The organism is Saccharomonospora azurea NA-128 (genome assembly GCF_000231055.2).
GTDB classification, from domain to species: Bacteria; Actinomycetota; Actinomycetes; order Mycobacteriales; family Pseudonocardiaceae; genus Saccharomonospora; species Saccharomonospora azurea.
In genome coordinates, this window is record NZ_CM001466.1 from 4,098,988 (window position 1) to 4,102,285 (window position 3,298).

Consider the following 3,298-nt stretch of genomic DNA (forward strand, 5'->3'; position numbering starts at 1 on the left):
GCCGGCTGCTGCGGCTCCGGGGTGGGCGCGGCGGGCGCCTGCTGCGCGGGAGCGGCGTCGGCCGAGCCCACGACGGCGAGCTGTCCGCCGACCTCCACGGTCTCGTCCTCGGCGACGCTGATCTCCAGGACGGTACCTGCGACGGGCGAGGGGACCTCGGTGTCGACCTTGTCGGTGGAGATCTCGAGCAGCGGCTCGTCGACCTCGACCGTGTCGCCGACCTGCTTCAGCCACCGGGTGACGGTGCCCTCCGTGACGCTCTCCCCGAGCTCGGGCAGGGTCACCGGCGTGCCGGAGGCCGCGCCCGCCGAAGGGGCGGGAGCGGACGCCGCAGGGGCCTCCTGCGCAGCGGGAGCCTCCTGCTGGGCCGGCGCCTGCGGCTCGGGCTGAGCCGCCTCGGCGCTCGGGGCGGGTTCCGCGGCACCGCCGGAACCGTCGTCGATCACGGCCAGTTCGCCGCCGACCTCGACGGTCTCGTCCTCCTGCGCCACGATCCTCTGCAGAGTGCCCGCGACCGGCGAGGGGACCTCGGTGTCGACCTTGTCGGTCGAGATCTCGAGCAACGGCTCGTCGACCTCGACCCTGTCACCCTCCTGCTTCAGCCACCGGGTGACGGTGCCCTCCGTGACGCTCTCACCGAGCTCCGGCAGTGTGACGGAGTACGCCATCGTTTGCTGACTCCTTGTGTGTGCTGGGTGTGGTCCGAGTTGCTGCGTCGGCTGTGCCGACCGGTGCTGTCCTGCGACAGCAGATCAGCCGTGCACGTGCAGCGGCTTGCCCGCCAGGGCGAGGTGCGCTTCGCCGAGAGCTTCGGTCTGGGTGGGGTGGGCGTGGATCAGCGGGGCCACGTCCTCGGGGAACGCCTCCCAGTTGTAGATGAGCTGAGCCTCGCCGATCAGCTCGCCGACGCGGTCCCCGACCAAGTGCAGACCGACGACGGGGCCGTCGGGGGCCTTGATGAGCTTCACCGCACCGGAAGTCTTCAGGATCTGGCTCTTGCCGTTCCCGGCCAGATCGTAGGTGAACGTCGTGATGTCCGACCCGTACTTCTCCCTGGCCTGGGCCTCGGTGAGACCGACGGAGGCGACCTCGGGGTGCGAGTAGGTCACCCGCGGGATACCAGACTCGTCGATGGGCGTCGGGTTGAGCCCCGCGATGTCCTCCGCGACGAAGATGCCCTGCTGGAAGCCCCGGTGGGCCAGCTGGAGGCCGGGCACGATGTCACCGACGGCGTAGACGCCGGGCACGTTGGTGCGCAGGCGCTCGTCGGTGACCACGAAACCGCGGTCCATCCGGATGCCGGCCTCGTCGTAGCCGTGGCCCGCGGTGTTCGGGCCGCGCCCGACGGCGACGAGGAGGACGTCGGCCTCCAGCGTCTCGCCGGACTCCAGCGACACGGTGACGCCGTTGGCGTCCTGCTTCGCACCCGTGAACTTCACGCCCGTCTTGAAGGCGATCTTGCGACGGCGGAAGGCCCGCTCCAGCTGCTTCGAGGCGAACTCGTCCTCGGCGGGCACCAGCCGGGGCAGCGCCTCGACGATCGTGACCTCCGCGCCGAAGGACGCCCACACGCTGGCGAACTCGACCCCGATGACACCACCGCCGAGGACGACGGCCTTCTTCGGGACGAAGTCGAGGGAGAGCGCGTCGTCACTGGTGATGATGCGTCCGCCCAGCTCCAGGTCCGGCAACGTCCGGGAGTACGAGCCCGTGGCAAGGATCAGGTTCTTGCCGGTGTAGCGGGTGCCGTCGACCTCCACGGTGGTGCCGCCGACCAGCGTGCCCGCACCCTGCACGTAGTTGACCTTGTTGGCCTTCGCCAGCCCCTGCAGCCCCTTGTAGAGGCGCGAGATGACGGAGTCCTTGTACTTGTGGACGCCGGCGATGTCGACGCCTTCGAACACGGTCTTCACACCGAACTGCTCGCCGTCCCGCGCGGAGTCGGCGACCTCGGCGGCGTGGAGCAGCGCCTTGGTCGGGATGCAGCCGCGATGCAGACAGGTGCCGCCCAGCTTGTCCTTTTCGATGAGTGTGACGGAAAGGCCCAGTTCGGCCGCGCGGAACGCCGCGGCGTAACCACCGGATCCGCCACCAAGGATCACCAGGTCGGCTTCAGCGTCGGTCACTTCTCACTCCTCGGCAGGCAGTCTCGTACGTCGTCTCGTACGTCGTCGTCCGTACGGCCCACGTGTCGGGTGCACAGGCGCGGACGGCGCTCATGTCACCTCATCTTGTCACTTCGTCCGAACGGCGTGCGACCTAGTGCGGATGTGATGAGGTCGACGTCGCGTTGTGATCGGGATAATGCACAGTGCGAAGTGAAGGGAGTGTGGTCGCGGTGGGCCTGTTCGACGCGTTGCGCCGACGCAAAGGTGGCAAGAGCAGGGAAAACAAGGGTAGACCCGGCACGTTGCGCGGTGCGAGCGCGGCCGACACCGCCTACCTCGACCAGTGGGCCGCGAGCCATCGGGGTGTGGAGGCCTACGTGGAGCCGCGGACGACCGTCACCGAGACCACCGTCGTGCTCGTCGCACACGACGGCGAGTGGACGCGCCGGCGGATCGGCAGTCTCGACGCCGCTCTGCGGTTCGGGCGGAAGCGCTCGATTCCCGTCTACGAGGTGGCGAGGACGGGGTATCCCAAGCGGATGCGGGAGTACACGGAACGGCAGCGGGTGCTGCGCAAGAAGGCGCAGCGGGAGCGCGACGCGGAGTAGTCCGAACCGCTCCCGCGCGTGGTGCGGCTAGAGCGGCCGGTCCGGTTCCTCCGCGGCGAGCAGTAGGTCGCGGTGCTGTTCGAGCAGGGCTTCGACGTCCCGGTGGACGCTGCGTCCGAACACGGGGTCGTCGTCCAGCACCTCGCCGGTGCCGGTCCGCAGCACGAGTGCACCGGGGTCGGAGATCACCACAGCGCCGGGTGTGCCGTCCGGTGCGACGACGAGCGTGGTCAGTTCCGCGACGCCGCGCAGCCGGGGGAACACCACGTCGGCGGGCAGCCCGTCGCAGGTGGTCAAAAACCGCCGATAGCTTTCGGGCAGGATCCGACCGAGCCGGGCCTCCGCGGCGGCGATCTCCTCGGCCGACGCAGGAGGCGGCGCGGTGTCCGGGGTGCCGCGCAGCCACAGGATCTCGTCGATCAACTCACGCCACGACCCCGAGTCGCGCGTCGGGTGGGTCGCGGCGGCACGGTGTCTCGTGCCCAGCGCCGCGACGAGCGCGTCCACGTAGTGTGCGGCCCAGCCGTCGGGGACCGCGAGGGCCCCTGCCGCGAGCAGCCGGGCGAGGGGACGGGCCCCCGC

Annotated in this window: 4 protein-coding genes; 1 reads left to right on the forward strand and 3 read right to left on the reverse strand. The window is 70.2% G+C overall.

Features of this window, described 5'->3' with window-relative positions:
* Both SACAZDRAFT_RS18940 and lpdA read right to left on the reverse strand, forming a co-directional pair.
* Positions 1–668 (reverse strand): biotin/lipoyl-containing protein (locus SACAZDRAFT_RS18940; protein ID WP_005444280.1); only part of this gene is annotated, 668 nt, incomplete at its 3' end.
* 84 nt (positions 669–752) lie between these two features.
* Entirely contained in the window at positions 753–2,126 is a 1,374-nt protein-coding gene (lpdA, locus tag SACAZDRAFT_RS18945) for a dihydrolipoyl dehydrogenase (RefSeq protein WP_005444281.1), read from the reverse strand.
* A 212-nt stretch (positions 2,127–2,338) separates the two neighbouring features.
* Between lpdA and SACAZDRAFT_RS18950 the strand changes: the two genes are divergently transcribed.
* Positions 2,339–2,716: a hypothetical protein gene (locus tag SACAZDRAFT_RS18950; protein WP_005444282.1), complete on the forward strand. Its 378-nt coding sequence runs from the start codon at positions 2,339–2,341 to the stop codon at positions 2,714–2,716.
* Positions 2,717–2,743: 27 nt separating this feature from the next.
* Here the strand turns inward: SACAZDRAFT_RS18950 and SACAZDRAFT_RS18955 are convergent.
* Positions 2,744–3,298: SMI1/KNR4 family protein (locus tag SACAZDRAFT_RS18955; RefSeq protein WP_005444283.1), on the reverse strand; the 555-nt coding region annotated here is incomplete at its 5' end.